We start from the raw sequence: 18,584 nt of genomic DNA, 5'->3' as shown, positions 1-18,584 counted from the left end.
CAGTGCCCGTGCGGCCGCCCACAGCCCTGTCGCCAGGACGCCAGTGCGTCAGAACGAGTGCACCACCCCGGCCGATACGCCCGTGGCGTTCGCTTTGTTGGCCGCGCCCTGGAAGCCATTGCGCCAGCGGGTGTTGTCCCGCTCGGCGTAGAGCTTGGTGCGGCGCGAGAGCTTGTATTCGGCAAAAGCCACCAGGCGGCCATAGCCGTCGTCGGTGGCACCCGTGCGGGTGCGGTCCACCTTGTAGTAGGCCGCTGTCAGGTCGAAAAGGGGTGTCACGGACCAGGTGGCGCCTGCCGAGAGCACGCGCTGCACGGTGTGTTTGCCGGCCGCTGTTTCTGCCTCGCTGCGTGCGGCATTGGCGGCAAGGCGCACGGAGCCCCATTGGTAGGCAGCGCCCAGGGTGGTGCCATCCAGCGTGCGCTGGTTCGTGTCCTTCAAGTTTTGGTACGCGCCCGAGGCCACGAACCCGTCGGCGGCCCAGGCCAGGCCCACGCCGCGCGACGACAAGGCCGATTGCTGCGAGGCCACTTCGCCCAGGCCCCACATCGCACGGGCGGTGAAGCCACCGAAACGGCCGGTGTACTTGAGGGCATTGTCCAGCCGGTACGAGCCCGATGTGCTCCCAGCGCTGCCGAACTCGATGCCCAGGCCATGCTGGCTGAGCGCGGCCACGCCGATGCTGGGGTTGAAGCTGGCAAAGCGCATGCCCAACGGGTCCACGGGCGAGACGGCATCGGCCAGCGTGGTGGTCTGGCGCCCCAGGGCCAGTGTGCCCCAGCCCCCTTGCAGGCCCACCCAGGACGCGCGGTCAAAATATTTGCTGGCGTTGGCCGAGGTGCCGGTGTCGGCGTTCAGGCCACTCTCGAACTGGAACAGCGCCTTGGCACCATCCCCCAGGTCTTCGCTTCCTCGAAGGCCCCAGCGGCTGGTGGTGTGGATGCCGCTGCCCAGGCTGTGTGACGACCCGGGTGCAGCTGCATGCGAGGCCGTGAGGCCGCTGCCATGGCGCAGGCCCAGGTCGATGGTGCCGTACAGCGTCACGCCGCTGGTTTGCGCTGCCACGCAGCTGCTGGCCAGCGCGGCGCAAAGCGCTCCTATTCCTTTTCTCATGGGTGTCTCCTGTTTTTGTGGAAATCTGAAAGGGGGCAAGGGCCTTTCCCGGCCTCAATCGGGTGTGAGCTGCGCCTTCTGCACCACGCCCTTCCACTTGGCGATCTCCTGGCGCACGGTCAAAGCCAGCTGCTCGGGTGTGCTGGTGTCCACCACGGCACCCTGCTCTTCAATGCGCCGTGCCACGTCCTTGTCGGCCAGGGCGGTGTTCAGGGCCTTGTTGAGCTGATCAATCACGGGCCGGGGCGTTTTGCCGGGGGCAAACAGGGCGTACCACTGCGTGATCTCGACCCCCTTCACGCCCGCCTCTTCAAGCGTGGGCACATCGGGCAGCAGCGATGAACGCTTCGGGCCTGCCAGCGCCAGGGCGCGCAGCTTGCCGTTCTTGATGTGGGGGTAGGCCGAGAACAGGCTGGGGAACATGACCTGGGTTTGCCCGGCCATGGTGTCGTTCATTGCGGGTGCGGCGCCCCGGTAGGGCACATGGGCCATCTGCGCACCGCTTTCCAGTTTGAAAATTTCTGCCGAAAAGTGGGGGGCTGTCCCGTTGCCTGCAGAGGCGTAGTTGAAGTCCTGGGGCTTGGCCTTGGTCAGCGCCACCAGTTCGCTCACGGTCTTGGCCGGTACCTTGGGGTGCACCACCATGAGCGTGGGCGAGTAGCTCACCATGCCGATGGGCTCGAACTGCGCAATGGGGTCGTAGCGCAGCTTTTGTAGCGCAGGGCTCATGCCGTGCGTGCCGATGTAGCCAAAAAGAATCGTGTGGCCGTCGGGAGCCGCCCGGGCCACAAACTCTGCCGCAATGGCACCGTTGGCGCCCGCCTTGTTTTCCACAATGACCTGCTGTCCCAGCAAGCTGGACAGCTTGAGCGCCACCACGCGCGCCATGCCGTCATTGCCACCGCCGGCTGCGGTCGGCACCACGAGTGTGATGGGCTTGTCGGGATAAGCCGCATGCGCCAGGGTGGGGATCATTTGCACAGCGGCAGCGAGGGCCGCTGCGGTTAGTAGGGTGCGGCGTGTGCGCGGTGGCGCACTGTGTTGGTCAATCATTTTTTGTCTCCTGTCATCCAAGGGTGGGGTTTGAAATCAATGGGTGAATGCGTTTTCTGAAACGAACAGCGTGCCCTCCAGAATCTTTCGCGCGGTGCGGACCAGCGCGGCCTGCACCAGCTTGAATTGGCCGTCCACGTCGGTGAGTTCCACGTCCACATGAATGCGGCCAGCGGGGTGCAGCACTTCCACACGGCGCGTACCTGCCGTGGCGTGTTGGAGGCTGTCGGTGATCACCGTGCCTGGCAGCACGTGGGCGGCAGCCACGCCAATGGCGCCGGTCACGGCGTGTGAGCGGTGGCAGCGGTGGGGTGTGAAATAGCGCGAGACGACGCTGCCCGGTTGATCGCCCGCAGACACGATCACGGGCTTGGGCAGCACGCTGTTCGACACATCGCCCATGCCCATGCGCAGGCCGGCTTCGCACCGCAGGGCTTCCAGCCTGCGCAGCAGGCCACTGTTGGCATCCAGCTCCGCGGGGCCCTCGTTGCCGCGCAGGCCCAAGTCTGCAGCGCGCACCAGCACCATCACCTGTGCAGCATCGATGCAGGTGACCTGCAGGCCGTGGAGGGTGTCGATACGCTGGCCGGTGGGGAAGATCTGGCCCGTGACGGCGCCCCAGGCATCCAGGAAGTTCATCAGCACGGGTGCCGCAGTGCCCTGCACACCGTCGATGTGCACGTCGCCTTCGTAGTGCACGCGGCCTCCGGCGGTGCACACCTGCACATCAATGCGCGAACGGGTATTGACGTTGTAGACCCGCACCGTGGTGGTGTTTCCATGGCCGGATGCGGGCACCAGCCCCTGCTCGATGGCAAAGGGCCCCACGCCCGCCAGCATGTTGCCGCAGTTGGGCCGTGTGTCCACGCGGGCCTCTTCCACGCTGACCTGGGCGAAGAGGTAGTCCACATCGCAGTCGGCATGCACCGACCGCGAAACGATCGCCACCTTGCTGGTCAGCGAATTGCCGCCGCCCAGGCCGTCAATCTGCAATTCATGCGGCGAGCCCAGTGCCGCGATCAGGGTGCGGTCACGCGCCGCAGGGTCTTGCGGCAGCCAGTCGGCCAGGAAGAACGGCCCCCGGGAAGTGCCGCCACGCATCAGAACGCAAGGAAGGTTGTAGCTCATGGGTCGGCATGGTGCGGCGCTTCGTCTGTTCTGTGAATTGCATTGTTGGCAATGATTAATGCATGTGGCGCAATAGGCAGATAGGCCTTGTACATGTTGAAATCACGTTCGTGAATTGCAATGTTTTGATCGTTTGATGCGTGCTGCGCAACAGCGAAACGTCTTGAAAGCCCGTGCGTCATGAACAACAAATTCGATCTTGCTGACATCCAGGCCTTCGCCGCCGTGGCCGAGTTGCACAGCTTTCGCGCGGCGGCCGAATCCATCCATCTGTCGCAGCCCGCCTTCAGCCGCCGCATCGATAAGCTGGAAGAGGCGCTGGGCGTGCGCCTGCTGGACCGCACCACGCGCCGTGTCACCCTCACCGCCGTAGGGCGCGACTTCGCACGAAAGACGCGCGTGTGGCTCGATGACCTGGACGGCATGCTCATGGGCCTGGGCGATGTGGCGGCGCGCCGCATGGGCGAGGTGACGATTGCCTGTGTGCCCTCGGCCGTGTATTACTTTCTGCCGCAGGTGGTCAAGCGCTACCACGAGCGTTTTCCGAAGATCCGCGTCAAGGTGCACGACGCCAGCGCCAACGAGGTTCTGGTGGCTGTGGCGCAGGGCGATGCCGACTTTGGTCTCAATTTCATCGGCAGCCAGGAGGCCGAGATCGAGTTCAAGCCGGTGCTGGCCGAGCGCTTCGTGGCCGCCTGCCGCCGCGACCATGTGCTGGCGCGGCGCAAGAAGGTCACCTGGGCGGAGCTGGGCCAGCACGACTTCATGTCGGTGGGAAAAACCTCGGGCAACCGCCTGCTGATGGACCTGGCTCTGGCCAACGTGCCCGACCGCCCGCAGTGCCTGTACGAGGCCAAGCACGTGACCACGCTGCTCGGGCTGGTCGAGGCAGGCCTGGGCGTGGCGGCCGTGCCCAGCCTGGCCATGCCGGGCAAGGACCACCCTACGCTGGTGAGTATTCCGCTGGTGGAGCCTGTGGTGACGCGCCAGATGGGCCTCATCAAGCGCAGGGGAAAATCGCTGTCGCCCGCTGCGCAGCAGCTCTATGACCTGCTGGTGGCTACGCGTTCTGTGCGTCCACGCAGTGCTGCTACGGCGCAAAAAATACAATCGGGGCAATGACTGCCAATACCAAACAGCCCAAACAACGTGTTGTCGTGGGCCTCTCGGGCGGAGTGGACTCGGCCGTGACCGCCCACCTGCTCAAACAACAGGGCCATGAAGTGGTCGGCATCTTCATGAAGAATTGGGAAGATGACGACGACAGCGAATATTGCTCGTCCAACATCGACTTCGTGGATGCCGCCGCCGTGGCCGACGTGATCGGCATCGAGATCGAACACGTCAACTTCGCAGCCGACTATAAAGACCGTGTGTTTGCCGAGTTCCTGCGCGAATACCAGGCGGGCCGCACGCCGAACCCGGACGTGTTGTGCAACGCAGAGATCAAGTTCAAGGCCTTCCTCGACCATGCCATGCGCCTGGGCGCGGAGAAGATCGCCACCGGACACTACGCCCGCGTGCGCCAGAACGCGACCTCGGGGCTGTTCGAACTGCTCAAGGGGCTCGACCCGTCCAAGGACCAGAGCTACTTCCTGCACCGCCTGAACCAGGCGCAGCTCTCCAAGACGCTGTTCCCGGTGGGCGAGCTGCACAAGACCGAAGTGCGCCGCATCGCCGAGGAGATCGGCCTGCCCAATGCCAAGAAGAAGGATTCCACGGGCATCTGCTTCATTGGCGAGCGGCCGTTCCGCGAGTTCCTGAACCGCTATATCAGCCACGCCCCCGGCCCTATTCAGGACGACCGGGGACGCACCGTGGGCAAGCATGTGGGTCTGAGCTTCTACACGCTGGGCCAGCGTCAGGGGCTGGGTATTGGTGGGATCAAGGAAAAAGGCGCCCAGCGCGGCGGCGGCGAGCATGCGCCCTGGTTTGTGGCCCGCAAAGACCTGGCCAGGAACACGCTGCGCGTGGTGCAGGGGCACGACCATCCCTGGCTGTTGTCTTCGGCCCTGGAAGCGCAAGACGCCAGTTGGACCTCTGGCCGCCCACCGGCGCCCGGGGACTATGCCGCCAAGACCCGCTACCGGCAGCAGGATGCTGCGTGCTCTGTCGTCAGCGCGGAGGGCGCGGGCTTTGCGCTGCGGTTCCCGCAGGCGCAGTGGGCGGTTACGCCCGGGCAAAGCGCCGTCTTGTACGACGGCGATGTCTGCCTCGGGGGCGGGGTCATTTTTGGCGCGACAGACTGAAACATGTGAGGCGCGCGTGCCAGTCGGCAGGTCGCCAGCTGCAAGAAAAATCCGTCTTTCTAATTAAATAAGACTATGGATTGAGTAATTCAAATAGTAAATAATGAATTCTTGTGGCGCGACACCCACAAACTTCTACGTAGATACCGCCAGTTGAACTAAGTTGACCTTTGGTTCGCCACCAGAAGCGTCACTTGCGAGGGCTGGGCTTCTAGAATTCTCCCAAAAGCTGTTTGAAACCATATGTATCAATCGATGCACATGGTTAACCCTTAGTCCTTCCTGCTGGTGGCCGTCACAAGCGGGCCCGATGCTTGCTCTTGTGTGCACCATGTCTCAAATTGTTTCCATGCCCTCCAGCCCAGACGTCACCAACCATCTGGCCCTGCAGCGGTGTTCAATGCAGTGGCGGGGATTTTTCCAGGCCCTGGCGGCGGAATTCGCCGCAGCACTGCCACCGGAAGACCTGCGTGCGCTGATGTTCCGTGTGGGTGTACGGTTTGCCGCAGACCACCCTTTGCCAACGTGTGCCACGGTGGAGGATCTGCAGCGCGGCATGACGGCCGTCTGGGAGCGCATCGACTGGGGCTGGGTTGATTTGACGCAGGAAGTTGGACAGTTGAACATCCACCACAGCCTGTCGCCCGTATCCGCTGCACTCGGGCCGGACCACGTGCAGTGGTCGGGTGGTTTCCTGGAAGGGGTCTACCAAAGCTGGTTCGAGCAGGCGGGTGCTGGTCCGCTCAAGGTGGCCCAGTGTGCGCCTGCGGATGCCTGGGGGTGTGTGCACCTTCAGCTAGCGCGCTGAGCCTCCGGGCTTCGGATTTTTTGGATATGTTCCGGCATTGGCGGTGACCATGAAACACTCAGACGACATCGTGAACCTCTTTCAGCAGTTTGGGGCCAAGGCGGACCCTTACCATGAGCTGGCCCGCAAGCAGGAGCACAAGCTTTCCAACGAACGCTGGCCCCTCGTCTCGGCAGTTCGAGACGCCGTGGCCCATGACGTACCTTCGGTAGACCGCCGCGCCGGTGCCGCCATGGCGCCAGCCCCCCAGCAGGTACAGGCGCCGGTTGCGGTGCGGCCTGAACCCGCAGTGGAGCTGCCACGCGCCGCGCCCTTGGTCGCCGAGGCTCCCCGCCCGGTGGCTGCGCCCGTCACGGTATTGGCGGCGGCAGCAGACCGTCTGCCGCCCGTGGCCACCACGATGGCCTCGCGGTCCCCCTTGGCACGTCTTGCTGGCCTGCGGGCCCCGGCTGCGCCGGCTTCTTTGGAGGAGCAGGCCGTGCCCCAGGAGTCCTTGCCCGTGGACCTTTCATCGGTTTTTGCGCGTCTGGCGGGTGCTCCCGTGGCAGGCAGCGCTGCACCGGCACCAGCACCGGCCTGGCAGCCTCGCAAGGGCCATGCATGAAAGTGATTGCTATTGTTTCTGCCAAAGGCGGCGTAGGCAAGACGACCCTGACTGCGAATCTGGCCACCGCCTTGCAGCGTGAGGGTGTTGGCACACTGCTGGTTGTGGACATGGACCCCCAGAATGCTCTGGGCTTGCACTTTGGTGCCGATCCCCGGTCGCTTGCAGGCGTATCCCGCGCCAGTCTGGCAGGCCAGGAGTGGGGCTCGGTCTGCGTGCAAAGTCCGTCAGGGGTGTATGTGCTGCCCTATGGGGTGGTGAACGAATCCGACCGCATGGCCTTCGAGCGGCATCTGGACGCGCATCCGAACTGGCTGACGCAGCAACTCCAGGGTCTGGAGCTCCCGCCGGACGCGGTGGTGGTGGTGGATACGCCGCCCGGCCCGTCTGTCTACATGCAGCAGGCGCTGTCGGCGGCCCAGGTGGTGGTGGTGGTCAGTCTGCCCGACGCGGCGTCCTATGCTTCGCTGGCCCTCATGCAGCGCCTGGTGCATACCTACTGCACGCCGCGCCCCGATTTTTCCGAAACGCTGTACGTGCTCAACCAGGCCGACGGTGCGCGCCAGTTGTCCAAGGACATCACGCGTGTGATGCAGGACAACCTTGGCGAGCGTCTGGTGGGTGTGATCCACGAAGACCAGGCGGTGCGCGAGGCGCTGGCCTATGACCAGAGTGTGCTGGAGTACGACCCCCAAGGTCAGGCGGCCGACGACCTGCTCAAATGCGCCCGTGTCCTTGCGCAGCGCCTGCGTCTGCCACGGGCTGGAGCCACGCGATGAGCATGGACCAACGCCCCAAGGCTGACGAGGTCGCCGACGCCGATTCCCACAGCCCCCAGGCGCACTGGCGCACCGTGGTGCATGCCATCACCGGGTGGGATCTTTGGCAACACCCCGTGGCGCGTGTTGCGGCGGTGGTGTTCAGCGCCTTGCTGATGGGGCTGGTCATCAGCGTGCCGCTGGATCTGCAGGGGCAAATTCTTTTTTCTTTGGGCTCGTTTGGTGCTGCACTCCTGCTGAGCAGAACCCCAGGGCGACTGTCCACGCTGGCGATGATCGTGCTGTCGATCTCGGCGTCATCGCGCTACATCTACTGGCGCTTTACCGACACCATCGGTTTTACCAACTGGCTGGACGCGGCATTCGGGTATGGCTTGGTGTTGGCAGAGCTGTATGCCTTCGCGGTGCTGCTCATCGGCTACTTCCAGACGGCGTGGCCCCTGCAGCGCCGCCCGGTTCCCATGCCTGAGGACATCAGTACCTGGCCCAGCGTGGACGTGTTCATCCCCTCGTACAACGAACCGCTCGAAGTGGTGCGCCAGACCGTGTTCTCGGCCATGAGCCTGGACTGGCCGGCCGATCGCCTGCACGTGTATGTGCTCGACGACGGCCGTCGCCCCGAGTTCCGCGAATTCTGCGAAGAGCTGGGCGTGGGCTACCTGATCCGCGACAACAACCACCATGCCAAGGCGGGCAACATCAACGCGGCGCTCAAGGTCACGCACTCCGAATACATCGCCATCTTCGATTGCGACCACATTCCCACGCGTTCTTTCCTGCAGGTGTGCATGGGCTGGTTCTTCAAGGACACCAACCTGGTGATGCTGCAGACGCCCCACGTGTTCTTCTCGCCGGACCCGTTCGAACGCAACCTGGACACGTTCCACCGGATGCCCAACGAGGGCGAACTGTTCTACGGCATCGTGCAGGACGGCAATGACCTCTGGAACGCGTCGTTCTTCTGTGGTTCCTGCGCCATCATCCGCCGCAAGGAGCTGCTGGAAGTGGGTGGCATTGCGGTAGAAACCGTGACCGAGGACGCACACACCGCGCTCAAGCTCAGCCGTCTGGGCTACAACACGGCCTACCTCGAAGTGCCCCAGGCAGCAGGCCTGGCCACCGAAAGCCTGTCCGGCCACGTGGGCCAGCGCATCCGCTGGGCGCGGGGCATGGCGCAGATCGCGCGTACCGACAATCCGTTGTTCGGCAAGGGCCTCAAGTTCGGCCAGCGCCTGTGTTACCTGAACGCAATGCTGCACTTCTTCTATGGCCTGCCGCGCCTGGTTTTTCTGACTGCGCCGCTGGCGTACCTGTTCTTTGGTGCGCACGTGTTCCAGGCCACGGCGCTGATGATCACCGCCTATGCCTTGCCCCACCTGGCCCATGCCAGCGTGACCAACTCCCGCATCCAGGGGCGCTTTCGGCATTCGTTCTGGAACGAGGTGTATGAATCGGTGCTGGCCTGGTACATCATGCGCCCGGTGATCGTGGCCTTCATCAACCCCAAGCTGGGCAAGTTCAACGTGACGGCCAAGGGGGGAGTGATCGAGAAGGCCTATTTCGACTGGACCATCGCCCGGCCCTATGTGGTGCTGCTGTTGATTAATCTGGTGGGTTTCTCGGTCGGGATCTGGAAGCTGTTCTCCTCCGCAGGCGATGAAACCACGACGCTGGTTATCAACATGGTCTGGACGACCTACAACGTCATCCTGCTGGGTGCCAGCGTGGCGGTGGCCAGCGAGACGCGCCAGATCCGTGGCACGCCGCGCGTGGCGGCGGCCTTGCCTGCCGTCATCCGCTTTGACAACGGGCGCACGTTGGTGTGCAAGACCGAAGATTTCTCCCAGCACGGGCTGGGCTTGTCCGTACCGCCAGACAGCGATATTCCCATGGGAAGCCGTCTTTCCGTGTCGCTGTTCCGGTCGGACGAAGAAGGCGTTTTTCCGGCGGTTGTCACGTTCAGCGGCAAGGGGCGCCTGGGCGTGAAGTTCGACAACCTCAGCCTGCGACAGCAGGCCGAACTGGCATCGCTGACGTTTGCACGGGCCGATGCGTGGATTGCCACCTGGGGCACCGGCCAGCGCGACAAGCCACTGAGTTCGCTCCGCAGCGTGATCGTGATCGGGCTGCGTGGCGTGGGGCAATTGACCGTCTCCGCCGTCAAGTCCCTGAAGCCCCGTTAAGCCTTTCCCTGTTTCCAAAGATTCCAACCATGATTTCCAAAAGACATCCGACAGCGCGGCTGCCGCGCAAGCGCATGCTGCCTGCCATGCTGGCCTTGGTACTGGCAGGGACCGCCGTGCCTGTGTCCCAACTCTCTGCAGCCCCCGCACCCGCAGCTGCTGGAACGGAGATGGCGTCTGCGGCGCAGCCCTCGGAAAGTGGGGTGCGTGTGCACCGCACCAGTTTCAAGGACCTGGGAGCCCTGTTTCCGCTGCAGTTGCGTGGCGTCGATGGCACCAGCGGCGTGGCATTCAGCGTGCGCAACGACGAAGTGGTCACGGGCGCCCGACTGAAGCTGAACTATTCCTACTCCCCCGCCCTGCTCCCCAACCTGTCCCACATCAAGGTGCTGGTGAACGAGCAGGTGGCGGCCACCATCCCCGTCACCACACAGCAAGGGGGCGAAAACCTGCAGCGCGAGATCGTCATCCCGCCGCGCCTCATTACCGAGTTCAACCGGCTGAACCTGCAGCTCATCGGCCACTACACGATGGAGTGCGAAGACCCGCTGCACTCCAGCCTGTGGGCCAACGTCGGCAACGACAGCGTGCTGGAACTTACGGTGGCACCCGTGGCCCAGACGAACGATCTGGCGCTGCTGCCGCAGCCTTTCTTTGATCGCCGGGATGTACGGCCGTTGGAACTGCCCATGGTGTTCGGCGCAGCGCCCAATACGGGCACCTTGCAGGCCGCTGGCACGATGTCGTCGTGGTTTGGTGCGCTGGCAGGTTTCCGGGGCGCCAGGTTCCCATCGCTCGTGGGCGAGCTTCCGGCGCGTGGCAACGCCGTGGTGATGATTGCGGGCAAGGCGCAGGCCCCTGCCGGCTTGACCCTGCCAGACATCCAGGGCCCCACCGTGGCCGTGGTGAGCCACCCTGTAGACCGCAACGGCAAGCTGTTGCTGGTCATGGGGCGGGACGAGGCCGAGCTTGGCGTCGCTGCCAAGGCGCTGGCCATTGGCTCCTCGGCCCTGTCCGGCCCGCTTGCGCGGATCACCGAGGTCACGGAACTCAAGCCCCGCAAGCCCTACGACGCGCCCAACTGGCTGGCCAACGACCGGCCCGTGAAGTTTGGGGAGCTGGTAGAGGCCGAGGCGCTCAATGTGTCTGGATACTCGCCGGATCTGATCCGCCTGAACTTCTTCTTGCCGCCCGATCTTTTCGCCTGGCGCCAGAAGGGCATTCCGGTGGACCTGCGCTATCGCTACACACCGCGTCCCAACGCCGACAAATCCACCCTCAACATCAATGTGAACCAGCAGTTTCTGCGTTCGCTGCCCTTGCACGCGGTGAACCATGAAGAGCCCGGTGCGCTGGACCGTCTGCTGACGACGGTGATGCCCAAGGGCGAGATGGCGCCGGAGCGCGAGACCTTCCACATCCCGCTGTTCAAGCTGCCAGCCCAGTCGCAGCTGCAGATGCATTACTACTACGACGTGGTCAAGCAGGGCGCTTGCAAGGACGTGCCGCTCGACAACGTCCGAGGTTCGGTGGAGGCCGATTCAACCATCGACATCTCCGGCTTCTCGCATTTCATTGCCATGCCGGACCTGGCAGCCTTTGGCAATGCCGGGTTCCCGTTCACCCGCATGGCGGACCTTTCAGAATCTGCCGTGGTGATGCCGGACAAGCCGGGCGCGCAGGAGTACGCGGCCTATCTGGGCCTGATGGGTGTTATGGGGCGCGTCACGGGTTACCCGGCCCTGGGCGTGACCGTGGCGCAGGCTCAGCAGGTGGATCGCCTCGCCGACAAGGACCTGCTGGTCATTGCCTCCGGTGGCAACCAGCCCCTGCTCAAGCAATGGGCCAGTTCCATTCCTGCCGCCTTGCAGGGCGATGCGAAGAGTTTCCAGATGTCGGATTTCGCCAACCGCCTGATGCGCTGGTGGGGTTTTGGCCAGGAATCTGGCGTGCATGCCCGGCGCAGCCAGGTCGCGTTCTCCAGCACCAGCACCGACGCGCTGGTGGCGGGTTTTGAATCGCCGTTGCGCAGTGGCCGCAGCGTGGTGCTCGTGGCCAGCAACCAGCCGGCGGGCCTTTCGCAGGTGATGGACGCACTGCTGGACGCCGAACTGCTCAAGCATGTGCAGGGCAGCACCACGGTGATCCGTGGCAAACAGGTCGACAGCCTGGTCGCCGAGAAAAACTACCATGTGGGTCAGTTGGGCCCCTTCCTCTACTCGCAATGGTTTCTTTCGCGCAACCCGTTGCTGCTGATTGTGCTGGGCGTGTCGGCGGCGGTGCTGATTGCGATCATCATGTACCTGTCGCTGAGAGCGCGCGCACGGGCCCGACTGAAGCAAAAAGGCTGAGGCAGTGCAGAGCACGCCCCGCCGTTTCTGAATCACGCAACACATTCCTGGCACTTTGGTGGCCGGGAGCCTCGCAGGGAGAAGGAAGGCATGTCCTCCAAACGTCGTCATCACACACTCGCCATGGGGCTGCTGGCCTCGCTGATGGCGCCTGCTGCCGCCTGGGCGCAGACCGGGGCCGAGCAGACCCTGTTGGACCAGGGGCAGTACTGGCAAGAGCGCGGTGACACCGAGCGCGCGGGAGAGGCATGGCAGAAGCTGCTGCGCATCAACCCCCAGAACGCCCAGGCCCTTTACGGGATGGCGCTGGTGGAGCTCAATGCCCAGCGTCCCGAAGGCGCCCAGCGCTACCTGAACCAGTTGCAGGCGGCCCACCCGCGCAGTCCGCTGGTGAGTCGCCTGCAGGAATCCATCCGCACAGGCCGCAGCGCGCCCCAGATCGAAACCGCGCGCCAGCAGGCCCGCAGCGGGCAGGCCAACCAGGCCTTGAGTACCTACCAGGCCGCGCTGGGAGACCGCCCGCCCACTGGCCCGCTGGCGCTGGAGTATTACCAGACCCTGGGCGCCACGGCGGGCGGCTGGGACGAGGCCCGCCGGGGCCTGAGCCGCCTGGCGCAGGAATCCCCTGAAGACCCGCAAATCGCGCTGGCCCTGGCGCAGCACCTGACCTACCGCGACGCCACGCGCCGTGAGGGTGTAACTCAGCTGGCGCGGCTGGCGGGGCGCCCTGACGTGGGCAAGGCCGCGACGGAGAGCTGGCGCAAGGCGCTCGCCTGGACGGGAAATCGCTCGGCCGACATTCCGCTGTACCAGGAATTTCTGCGTGCCAACCCCGGGGACACGGCGGTGCAAACGCGCCTGGCGCAGGCCCAGAACCTGCAAAAGCAAACCCAGGCCGCCCCCGTCCGGACCGCCGACCCGCTGCGTCAGCGGACCACGGCGGGTTTCCAGTCACTGGACGACGGCGAACTGGATGCCGCGGAGGCTGCATTTCTGAACGTGCTGGAGTCGCGCCCCGCCGATGGCGATGCACTGGGTGGTCTCGGCATCCTGCGGCTGCGCCAGGAGCGGTTTGCCGAAGCACGGGGGCTGCTGGAGCGTGCCTCGCGCGCGGGCTCGGCCAGTCGCTGGAAGCAGGCGCTGGACAGTGCCACCTACTGGAGCCTGGTGGAGCAGGCCACCACCGAACGTGACCGTGGCGAGACAGCGGCGGCGCGGCGTTCGCTGGAGCAGGCCGTGCGGCTGAATCCGGCGGAAGTCACGGCCGAAACCGATCTGGCAGACCTGCTGGTCGAAGATGGCCAGTACGACGCGGCAGAGGCCGCCTACCGGCGCGTGCTGGCGCGCCAGGCCGACAACCCCGATGCAGTGCGGGGCCTGGTGGGTGTGCTGGCGCAGAACAACAAGGCGGCCGAAGCCCTGGCGCTGGTCGAGAAGCTGTCGCCCTCGCAACAGGAAAAGGTGGGGGCCCTGGGGCGCCTGCGTGCCTCGCAGGCCCTGGGCCGGGCACGCGCCGCGACAGAGCGTGGCGACACCGCGGCCGCCCGTGCTGCGCTGGAAGATGCCCTGCTGAACGACCCGGCCAGCCCCTGGGTGCGGCTGGACCTCGCCCGCCTGTACCTGCGCATGGGGGCGGTGGCGGAGGCGCGGGGCGTGATGGACGGGCTGCTGCTGTCCAACCCCAACATGCCCGAAGCCCTGTATGCCAGCGCCTTGCTGGCCTCGGAGGCGGGTGACTGGCCTAGCGCACTGGCCTTGCTGGACCGCGTTCCAGAAAAGCACCGCACGCGTGACATCGCCGCGCTGCAAAAACGGGTGTGGGTGCATGTGCAGACTTCGGCGGCTTCGGCGCTGGCAGCGGAAGGCCGCCAGACGGAAGCCCTGGCCACCCTGGCCCAGGCCGAGTCCTTTGCCACGCAAGACCCCGAGCTGCTGGGCGCCCTGGCCCTGGCCTATGCGGATGCCGGCGATCCGCAGCGCGCGCTGGGCATGGTGCGCCAGGTGCTGGCCCGCACCCCCCGGCCCGATGTCGGCCTGCGCCTGCAGTACGCGGCTACCTTGCTCAAGACCCAGCAGGACGTGGAACTGGCGGGCATCCTGCGGCAGCTGCAGACGGCCCCCATGAATGACCGCGAGCGCAAGAGCTTCAGCGACATCCGCCGCGCCTACATCGTGCGCCAGGCCGACGGCCTGCGTGAGGCCGGTGATCTGGTCACGGCGTACGACACGCTCGTCCCCCTGCTGGCCGAACAGCCCGATGAGCCCTTGGCGATGGCGGCTCTGGCCCGCATGTATGCGGCCAACAACGACTACGCCCAGGCGCAGGCGCTGTATGCACGGCTGCTGGAAAAGTCTCCCAATGATGTGCCTCTGATCCTGCAGACCGCCGCCATGGCCACTGGCGCCAAGGACTACGGCTATGCGGAGTCGCTGTTGTCTGTGGCGCTCGCGCGCGCGCCCCGTGATCCCGAAGTGCTTACGGCCGCCGGGCGGCTGTACCGGGTGCAGGGCAAAAATTCGAAGGCCACTGAATTCTTCACGGCCGCCGTTGCCGCCGAGAACGCGCAGCGCGATGCCGTGCTGGCCGCCAGTGGTGTGGCGGCGGGGCCTGCACGCATGGGCAATCCGTTTGCCCAGCGCGCAGCGCTGCAGCAGCGTACCGGTGGCGGCCTCTCGGTGCCGGGCGTCGCTGCAGTGGCACGTTCCCCGGTGGGCTACACCCCCCAGCAGTACGCGCCCCAGCCGGTGGCGCGCAGCAACGCACCTGCAGGCCTTTACATACCGGACCCGGCGGGAGCGAGCCGCTTTGGCACGGCACCGCAGGCCTATGCGCAGGCCGCTCCCATGACGCCCGCCAGCTACTACCCCGAGGCGTCCAGCCCGGTGGCTGCAGCCGACACGGCGGCTTCGGCCAATGCGGCACGGCGCAACGCAGCGGCGCTGCCCTCCTCCGCCCCACGGTCGGCAATGGCCCCTGCGGCGACACCGGCCATGGCGACTGCCTATGTGCCGTCCGCACAGCCAATGCAACCGATGGGTGCGCAGCCAGCGGCCGCGGCGGGCTACTTCACCCCGGCCCAGGCTTACGGTGCTGGGTATGCGGGCGGTGCGCAGTCCTTGCCCCCACAGCGCGCAATGCCTGCCCCGGCAGCCCCTTCCGCCTGGGCCACGGCGGGCCTGGGCAACGTGCCCGACCCCACACGGCCTCGGACGGCCCGCGACGAACTGCGCGAAGTGCAGCAAAGCCAGATTTCTTCGTTCTCGGTGGGCGCGGTCGCGCGCGCTCGGCAGGGCGAGGCGGGCATGAGCCAGCTCTCGGAGATCGAAGCACCGGTGCAGTTGAAGATGAGCGTGGGTGATGGGCACCTGTTGCTGGGGGTCACCCCCACGGGCGCCAGCGCAGGTTCGCCCGGCTCGCCCTACGGCACCATCAGCCGTTTTGGCGGCGGCCCGGTCACAGCCCTCGCAATGCCCGAACGTGGCGCGGGCTCGCAGAGCGACAGCGGCATCGGGCTGAGCGTGGGCTATGAAAGCGGAGGCTTCCGGGCAGACATCGGTAGCACGCCGCTCGGGTTCGGACAGTCCGATGTGACGGCCGGTGTGAGATACCGCACCGCCATCACCGACGACCTGACTGTGGCCGTGGACCTCTCGCGCCGCCCGGTGACCGACAGTCTGCTGTCATTTGCCGGTGTCCGCGACGCCCGCACGGGCGACCGCTGGGGCGGTGTGTCTGCCTCTGGCGGGCGTGCCGACCTGACCTGGGACGACGGCGAACTGGGGATCTATGGCTACGGTTCCCTGCATGGCCTGACCGGCACCCGCGTGCGCAGCAATGCGCGGGCCGAGCTGGGTGGCGGGATGTACTGGCACGTGCACCGCACATCGAACGCCGACCTCACGGCCGGCCTGAGTTTCACGGGGCTGTCGTACCAGCGCAACCTGCGCTACTTCACGGTGGGCCACGGCGGCTACTTCAGCCCGCAGCAGTTTGTGTCCTTTGGCATTCCTGTCGAATGGGCCCAGCGCAATGGCCGCCTGTCCTACCAGCTCAAGGGCTCGGTGGGTGTGCAGTATTTCAAGGAAGATGCGGCACCGTATTTCCCCAACAGCCCTTCGCGGCAGGTGTCGGCCGTCCAGGCCGCCGCCGACGCGCTGGCCTTTGGCGAAACGGGTGCCACGGCCATCTACCCCGGCCAGTCCCGCACGGGCCTGGGCTACAACCTGGGCGCGGCCATGGAGTACCAGATGCATCCACAGGTGTTCGTGGGCGGGCACCTTGCGCTCAACAATGCGCGCAACTACCGCGAATTTGCGGGCGGCCTGTATGTGCGCTATGCCTTCCAGCCCTACAACGGCCTGCAGGCGTTCCCGGTGAACCCGTTGCGGTCACCGTATAGCTACTGAACCTTTCCAGGGCGCTCACCCGCTCTCTGCAAGTCACAAAAAGGCCCGTCGCACTTCCTGTGCGACGGGCCTTTTTTTGTTGGCAACCGCGTGTGGCGGAGGGCTGTCTGCATGCCTGACGGCACATGCGCGGGGCGAAGGCACTGAAAGCCAAGACCCGCGAGCCACTCACAGTGGTACCGCAGCAATTGCACCGGTTGGCACACCCCCGCATAGCGCGAGGGGTGCCCCCTGCCGTTACGGCGTGGCCTGCTTGGCGCCCACAAACACCGTGTGGGCACGCGTTCCCGCCACAGACAATCCGGCGGTCAGGATGCGCAGGCCGATCACCTTGCCATTCGCGTCAAATTGCGCCGATGCCGAGCCGGACTGCGGTGGGCCGGAGGACAGGCCGCAGGTGATGGGCGCGTTGGGGCTGTTGAGATAGCCAAACGCTTCGACGCGGTACAGGTTCAGGCCACTGCCCAGCTCGCCCAGGAGCTTGCCCGCCACTTCGCAGCCGCTGGTGGTCAGGCCGGTGATGGCGCCGTCGGCAAACACCGTCAGCGTCGTGGTGTCGCCCCCAAAACCTGTGCCTGCCATCTTGTAGGTGCCGATGATCAAGGCCGCGTTGGGCACCTTGCCCGAGGGCAGGGCGTACAGCGGGTCGGGCGTGACGCTGAAGCGGGTGGGGAAGCCGCCCGGTTGCGTGGGATAGCTGAAGCTGCCGCTGAACAGGCCAGCAGTGCTGGTGCCATTGCCGCTTTGCAGCGTGCCATCGATCAGCACGGACTCGTTGTACGCGCCCGTGTTGGCCAGCAGGCGGTTGAAGAACACCCCGTCGTTGGCTGTCACAAACCGGTTGTTCGTGGCGTTGTTCTCGTACCGGATGAGCCGGCCGTACAGCGCGTTGTGGTCCAGGCTGCTGTTGGTGTAGAAGAACAGGCCGCCGTCCGGCAGCACGCTGCCCCAGACGGTCGTATCGCCAATCACGCCTGCTGGCAGCGTGAACGAGCCCTGCCAGTTGCCTGCCACCGACAACGGCGTGGTGGAAGGCGGTACCGTGGTGCGGGGGTCGGCGATGCCGTTGAGGGTGAAGGTGTTGTTCGGGCCCGTCGCATTGCGCGTGAACACCCAGATGCCGTTCGGGACGCCCGCTGCGTCAAACCGCAGCACGGCGATGCCGGACTGCTGGGTGCCGCTGGCCTCGCAGGAGGTGGTATCGCCCGAGAGATTCAGTGTCATCGAGTACAGCGGGGAGTCTGCGGCGCGTGGTGTGGCCGAGCCGGTCACCAGGCAGCCACCGACGCGGCCCGAGAGCTGGCCCTGGGGGGTGACCGTGAGCACCCATCCGCCACCAAACAGGCCTGTGCCCCGGTACGTGCCCTCGACCAGGCTCGCGCGGGCTGGATGAAAATTGAGGCTGCTGTACGCGAGCTTGATCGGCACCACGGCGCCCGATGCGGCGGCTGTCTGCACCGGGTCGCTGTAGTTGCCGCTGATGCCGTCCGTGCGGCCGATCTTGCCGCTGTTCGATGCCGTGCCACGGAGGGTCAGGCCCGAGGCAAATTTGCCGTCCTGGACCGAGTAGTAGGTGACGCCGGTGGCCAGCACTGCGGTCACGTTGACATTCAGGCGTCCGTAAAACGCGTCAAAACCGGCCGCACCCGGGGCCTCGCGTGCCATGTAGAACTCGCCCCCGGTGCCCAGTGGGCCGGGATCGATGTAACCGACCACCTGCCGCTGCGCCACGCCGGTGCCCACCGTGCCCTCCCATACGCCGCCAGGGAATTGCTGCACGCCCGGGGCTGGGCCCACGTCTTCGCCGTCGGACGAGCCGCCGCCGCAACTGGCGAGCAGCGCCGCACAGGTCAAGGATAGCCAGAAGTATTTGCGCATGATGGACAGAAAGAGGAACAGTGGGTGATGG

General features: G+C 65.6%; 13 protein-coding genes. 8 read left to right on the top strand and 5 right to left on the bottom strand.

Translation table 11 applies throughout. The features are described 5' to 3' along the window. Positions 1 to 48: 48 nt before the first annotated feature. From ARADN35_RS0118365 to ARADN35_RS28030, 4 genes are read right to left on the bottom strand one after another with little or no spacing between them, the layout of a single operon-like run. Positions 49 to 1,113: a porin gene (locus tag ARADN35_RS0118365; RefSeq protein WP_029414168.1), complete on the bottom strand. Its 1,065-nt coding sequence runs from the start codon at positions 1,111 to 1,113 to the stop codon at positions 49 to 51. A gap of 54 nt (positions 1,114 to 1,167) precedes the next feature. Next, complete coding sequence (locus ARADN35_RS0118360) at positions 1,168 to 2,166, bottom strand: Bug family tripartite tricarboxylate transporter substrate binding protein (protein WP_035197526.1); 999 nt, start codon at positions 2,164 to 2,166, stop codon at positions 1,168 to 1,170. 36 nt (positions 2,167 to 2,202) lie between these two features. Further along, entirely contained in the window at positions 2,203 to 3,294 is a 1,092-nt protein-coding gene (locus tag ARADN35_RS0118355; protein ID WP_010464695.1) for a 4-oxalomesaconate tautomerase, read from the bottom strand. Next, positions 3,291 to 3,476: a hypothetical protein gene (locus tag ARADN35_RS28030; RefSeq protein WP_139019210.1), complete on the bottom strand. Its 186-nt coding sequence runs from the start codon at positions 3,474 to 3,476 to the stop codon at positions 3,291 to 3,293. The genes ARADN35_RS0118355 and ARADN35_RS28030 overlap by 4 nt, the downstream gene beginning before the upstream one ends. On the opposite strand from ARADN35_RS28030, the gene ARADN35_RS0118350 reads away from it, so the two are divergent. From ARADN35_RS0118350 to ARADN35_RS0118315, 8 genes are all read left to right on the top strand, one after another. Next, entirely contained in the window at positions 3,475 to 4,416 is a 942-nt protein-coding gene (locus ARADN35_RS0118350) for a LysR family transcriptional regulator (RefSeq protein ID WP_010464693.1), read from the top strand. The two genes, ARADN35_RS28030 and ARADN35_RS0118350, sit on opposite strands and share 2 nt — an antisense overlap. Then, positions 4,413 to 5,543, top strand: a complete 1,131-nt coding sequence (mnmA, locus tag ARADN35_RS0118345; protein WP_010464691.1) for a tRNA 2-thiouridine(34) synthase MnmA — start codon at positions 4,413 to 4,415, stop codon at positions 5,541 to 5,543. The genes ARADN35_RS0118350 and mnmA overlap by 4 nt, the downstream gene beginning before the upstream one ends. A gap of 349 nt (positions 5,544 to 5,892) precedes the next feature. Next, positions 5,893 to 6,351: a cellulose biosynthesis protein BcsD gene (gene bcsD / locus ARADN35_RS0118340; RefSeq protein WP_029414166.1), complete on the top strand. Its 459-nt coding sequence runs from the start codon at positions 5,893 to 5,895 to the stop codon at positions 6,349 to 6,351. 49 nt (positions 6,352 to 6,400) lie between these two features. Further along, entirely contained in the window at positions 6,401 to 6,955 is a 555-nt protein-coding gene (gene bcsP / locus ARADN35_RS0118335; protein WP_010464687.1) for a cellulose biosynthesis protein BcsP, read from the top strand. Further along, positions 6,952 to 7,734 carry a cellulose biosynthesis protein BcsQ gene (gene bcsQ / locus ARADN35_RS0118330; RefSeq protein WP_010464686.1) on the top strand — a complete coding sequence of 261 codons (783 nt, stop codon included), beginning with the start codon at positions 6,952 to 6,954 and terminating at the stop codon, positions 7,732 to 7,734. Before bcsP ends, bcsQ begins: the two co-directional genes overlap by 4 nt. After that, positions 7,731 to 9,917 (top strand): UDP-forming cellulose synthase catalytic subunit, encoded by a 2,187-nt coding sequence (bcsA, locus tag ARADN35_RS0118325; RefSeq protein WP_010464684.1) that lies wholly within the window; start codon positions 7,731 to 7,733, stop codon positions 9,915 to 9,917. Before bcsQ ends, bcsA begins: the two co-directional genes overlap by 4 nt. A 29-nt stretch (positions 9,918 to 9,946) precedes the next feature. Then, positions 9,947 to 12,268 carry a cellulose biosynthesis cyclic di-GMP-binding regulatory protein BcsB gene (gene bcsB / locus ARADN35_RS0118320; protein WP_010464681.1) on the top strand — a complete coding sequence of 774 codons (2,322 nt, stop codon included), beginning with the start codon at positions 9,947 to 9,949 and terminating at the stop codon, positions 12,266 to 12,268. Between the two features lie 90 nt (positions 12,269 to 12,358). Continuing rightward, positions 12,359 to 16,675, top strand: a complete 4,317-nt coding sequence (locus tag ARADN35_RS0118315; protein ID WP_029414165.1) for a cellulose biosynthesis protein BcsC — start codon at positions 12,359 to 12,361, stop codon at positions 16,673 to 16,675. A 237-nt stretch (positions 16,676 to 16,912) separates the two neighbouring features. Here the strand turns inward: ARADN35_RS0118315 and ARADN35_RS0118310 are convergent, their stop codons facing one another. Beyond that, on the bottom strand, positions 16,913 to 18,553 hold the full coding sequence (locus tag ARADN35_RS0118310) for a hypothetical protein (RefSeq protein ID WP_081474670.1): 1,641 nt from the start codon (positions 18,551 to 18,553) through the stop codon (positions 16,913 to 16,915). Positions 18,554 to 18,584 lie beyond the last annotated feature (31 nt).

It is taken from the genome of Acidovorax radicis N35 (genome assembly GCF_000204195.1).
Taxonomy (GTDB): Bacteria; Pseudomonadota; Gammaproteobacteria; order Burkholderiales; family Burkholderiaceae_C; genus Acidovorax; species Acidovorax radicis.
This window is presented reverse-complemented; position numbering and strand designations above follow the sequence as displayed.

What these genes read in the sequence shown, in the direction of transcription:
- ARADN35_RS0118350 (WP_010464693.1), top strand. Translation starts at nt 3,475, where the DNA reads ATGAACAACAAATTCGATCTTGCTGACATCCAGGCCTTCGCCGCCGTG.
- ARADN35_RS0118355 (WP_010464695.1), bottom strand. Translation starts at nt 3,294, where the DNA reads ATGAGCTACAACCTTCCTTGCGTTCTGATGCGTGGCGGCACTTCCCGG.
- bcsA (WP_010464684.1), top strand. Translation starts at nt 7,731, where the DNA reads ATGAGCATGGACCAACGCCCCAAGGCTGACGAGGTCGCCGACGCCGAT.
- ARADN35_RS28030 (WP_139019210.1), bottom strand. Translation starts at nt 3,476, where the DNA reads ATGACGCACGGGCTTTCAAGACGTTTCGCTGTTGCGCAGCACGCATCA.
- bcsB (WP_010464681.1), top strand. Translation starts at nt 9,947, where the DNA reads ATGATTTCCAAAAGACATCCGACAGCGCGGCTGCCGCGCAAGCGCATG.
- ARADN35_RS0118360 (WP_035197526.1), bottom strand. Translation starts at nt 2,166, where the DNA reads ATGATTGACCAACACAGTGCGCCACCGCGCACACGCCGCACCCTACTA.
- ARADN35_RS0118310 (WP_081474670.1), bottom strand. Translation starts at nt 18,553, where the DNA reads ATGCGCAAATACTTCTGGCTATCCTTGACCTGTGCGGCGCTGCTCGCC.
- bcsD (WP_029414166.1), top strand. Translation starts at nt 5,893, where the DNA reads ATGCCCTCCAGCCCAGACGTCACCAACCATCTGGCCCTGCAGCGGTGT.
- bcsP (WP_010464687.1), top strand. Translation starts at nt 6,401, where the DNA reads ATGAAACACTCAGACGACATCGTGAACCTCTTTCAGCAGTTTGGGGCC.
- mnmA (WP_010464691.1), top strand. Translation starts at nt 4,413, where the DNA reads ATGACTGCCAATACCAAACAGCCCAAACAACGTGTTGTCGTGGGCCTC.
- ARADN35_RS0118365 (WP_029414168.1), bottom strand. Translation starts at nt 1,113, where the DNA reads ATGAGAAAAGGAATAGGAGCGCTTTGCGCCGCGCTGGCCAGCAGCTGC.
- bcsQ (WP_010464686.1), top strand. Translation starts at nt 6,952, where the DNA reads ATGAAAGTGATTGCTATTGTTTCTGCCAAAGGCGGCGTAGGCAAGACG.
- ARADN35_RS0118315 (WP_029414165.1), top strand. Translation starts at nt 12,359, where the DNA reads ATGTCCTCCAAACGTCGTCATCACACACTCGCCATGGGGCTGCTGGCC.